Consider the following 2546-nt stretch of genomic DNA (forward strand, 5'->3'; position numbering starts at 1 on the left):
GGAGGGCGGGCGTCCCTTGACCTGGAAGATCCGCGCGACGGCGGCGGGGTCCTCGGCGTCGGCCCCCAGGCCGTAGACCGTCTCGGTCGGCAGGGCCACCAGGCCGCCGCCGCGCAGCACACCGGCCGCCTTCTCGATGTCACTGGTTTCTGCCGTCACACTTCCGATCCTGCCACAGTGCCGCGGTGCGTCCGTCCCGAGCATGGCCTCGGCCGCACCCGCCGCGGCGGGCCGTCGAGACGTCGAGCCGTCGCGGCGACGGCCCTCCCCGGGACGAACCGCCTGCCCCCTGCTGTTCCCGCGCACGGGGCGTTGGCCGTGGCCATGGGCGGTCCCCGGGGGTCAGATGCGGTCGTGGGTCTCGTCCACCACCGGCAGGGCCGCCGCGCGGCGGCGGCGCAGCACGCTCGCGTACACCCCCAGGCCCAGCAGACCGGCGCCCATCATGATCAGGCCGGCCACGTCGAGGTCGATGCTCTCCATCTGCCAGTCACTCGCGAACGTGAGGATCGCGCCCACCACGATCAACACGATGCAACCGCCTATGCCACGCATACGAATTGCCTCCTTCGAAGTCGGGCCGGGCCTTGCCCTCGCGGCTACCCGGAGGCCGCGCCGCGAAACTGGGGCCGGGGGGCGCGGGATGACGACGGGCGATCCGCTCCCCGGCTGAATCCACGGCGGACGCGGCCGCGGTGGCGGGCGTGGCGTCGGGATGTGGGCCGGGTCTCGGGCAGGATGGCGCGGTGCGACTTGATCACGTGTCCTATGCGGTGGCCCGCGACAGCTTCGTCTCGACCGTTCAGTGGATGGGATCGGCCCTCGGCGGCGGGTTCGTCGACGGGGGCGTGCACCCGCGCTTCGGTACCCGGAATTTCATTCTGCCGCTGAGCGGCGGCACCTACGTCGAGGTCGTCACCACCCTCGACCACCCCGCCGCCGACCGGGCGCCCTTCGGTCAGGCGGTCGCGCGCCGCGCCGCCGAGGGTGGCGGCTGGCTCGGCTGGGTGGTCTCCGTCGACGACATCGCCCCGGTGGAGGCCCGTCTCGGCCGCACCTCGGCCGAGGGCCACCGGGTCCGGCCCGACGGGTTCGACCTGCGGTGGAAGCAGATCGGCCTGCTGGAGCTGATGGAGGATCCGCAACTGCCCTACTTCCTGCAGTGGTTGGTCCCCATGGAGGAGCGCCCGAGCGCCGACCCGCGCACCTCCACCACCATCCAGGGGGTGTCCATCGCCGGCGACGCCGCCTCCATCGCCGAGTTCCTCGGCGAACCGGCCGACCACCCCCTCGACCAGATCGACGTCACCTGGGTCGAGGACGAGGAACCGGGCCTGGTCTCGGTCGAGTTCGCCACCGCCCGCGGTCCGGTCACGATCTGACCGGGGCCCGGCTTCCCGCCGGGGCGGCCGACGGCCACGGTCGGCCCGGTCCGTGGGAGCCGGGCCGACCGTGGCCGGCGGGAGGGTGGGGCTCAGCAGCGCACCTTGCTGCCGCCGCCGCTCAGGTAGTCGTCGCGGATCCAGCCCTTGACCCCGGTCGAGTCGTTGCGGACGTAGGTCCAGCTGTAGCCGCCGGCGTCGGACTTGTAGCAGTGGTAGTCCAGCGTGTGGTTCGGCGTCGCAATCCCCTTGGATCCGCAGCCCGTGCTGGGGCCGGAGCGCTGGTTGACGTTCTCCTTGGCGGACCTGCTCCAGGTGGAGTTGTCCTTGTCGCCCGGGTTCTCGTTGCAGGCGAACGGCGCCGCGGTGGCCGGGCCCGCCGAGACGACGGGCATCAGTACGGCCCCGAAGAGCACCGCGGCGGTGGCCAGGGCATGGCGCTTGGACGGTCGCATGGTGAGGTTCCCCCTTTGGTCAGGTGATCGGTCGCCCACGACTCTGCCCATCACGGACGGCCGTCTCCATAGCAGCCGGTGCCAGGCGGTTGGCAATCCGCGCCGACCTTGCCCGCCAGGGCCAGGGCCCGGAACGCGCCCGGCGGCATGCCGTACGCGCCCCGGAAGGCGCGGGTGAAGTCGGCGGGACGTACGCAGCCCCAACGCGCGGCGATGGCGTGGACCGTGCTCGCGGCCTGCGCGGGGTCGGCCAGATCACGGCGGGCGTGTTCGAGGCGCTGGCGCCGGATGAAGGCGCCGACCGGCTCACCGTACGGCTGGAACAGCCGGTGCAGGGAACGCAGGGAGATCTGGTGGGCGGCGGCGACCGCGGCCGGGGTCAGGGCCGGGTCGGCCAGCCGGCCGAGGATGTAGTCCCTGATCCGGGCGTACAGGACGCGTTGGCGGGCGTCGGCGGGCAGGGCGCGCCGGCTGCCGAGGTGGTCGGCGAGGACGGCCGCCGTCAGGCCGAGGACGGTGTGCTGGAGGCGGATGCCGTCGTCCGCGGTGAGGGCGTGGCCCTCCTCGCACACCCCGACCAGCAGACCGACCAGGAGCCGCCCTGCACCGTCCCGCGCGGGGACGGGCACGGCCAGCACCTGCCGTACGTCGCGTTCGGGCAGGGGCAGCAGCCTCTTGGGGAACCGTAGGACGAGCCCGGCGGGCGGGC

5 protein-coding genes are annotated in these 2546 nt (G+C 73.5%); 1 reads left to right on the top strand and 4 read right to left on the bottom strand.

Annotated features, from left to right (window positions below):
* A partial coding sequence (locus tag EF918_RS34655) for an L-threonylcarbamoyladenylate synthase (protein WP_185922073.1) occupies positions 1-159 on the bottom strand: 159 nt, incomplete at its 3' end.
* A gap of 183 nt (positions 160-342) precedes the next feature.
* The gene (locus tag EF918_RS34660; RefSeq protein WP_125652833.1) at positions 343-555 is read right to left on the bottom strand and encodes a hypothetical protein; all 213 of its coding nucleotides are present in this window, start codon (positions 553-555) and stop codon (positions 343-345) included.
* Between the two features lie 191 nt (positions 556-746).
* Here EF918_RS34660 and EF918_RS34665 point away from each other — a divergent pair, with 191 nt between their 5' ends.
* Positions 747-1382: a VOC family protein gene (locus EF918_RS34665; RefSeq protein ID WP_125652834.1), complete on the top strand. Its 636-nt coding sequence runs from the start codon at positions 747-749 to the stop codon at positions 1380-1382.
* Between the two features lie 92 nt (positions 1383-1474).
* Here EF918_RS34665 and EF918_RS34670 read toward each other — a convergent pair whose 3' ends face one another.
* Both EF918_RS34670 and EF918_RS34675 read right to left on the bottom strand, forming a co-directional pair.
* Positions 1475-1837, bottom strand: a complete 363-nt coding sequence (locus EF918_RS34670) for an SH3 domain-containing protein (RefSeq protein ID WP_125652835.1) — start codon at positions 1835-1837, stop codon at positions 1475-1477.
* Positions 1838-1887: 50 nt separating this feature from the next.
* Positions 1888-2546, bottom strand: a 659-nt coding sequence (locus EF918_RS34675) for an AraC family transcriptional regulator (RefSeq protein WP_148141331.1), incomplete at its 5' end; no start/stop codon positions are given.

This window comes from Streptomyces sp. WAC06614 (assembly GCF_003949795.1).
GTDB lineage: Bacteria > Actinomycetota > Actinomycetes > Streptomycetales > Streptomycetaceae > Streptomyces.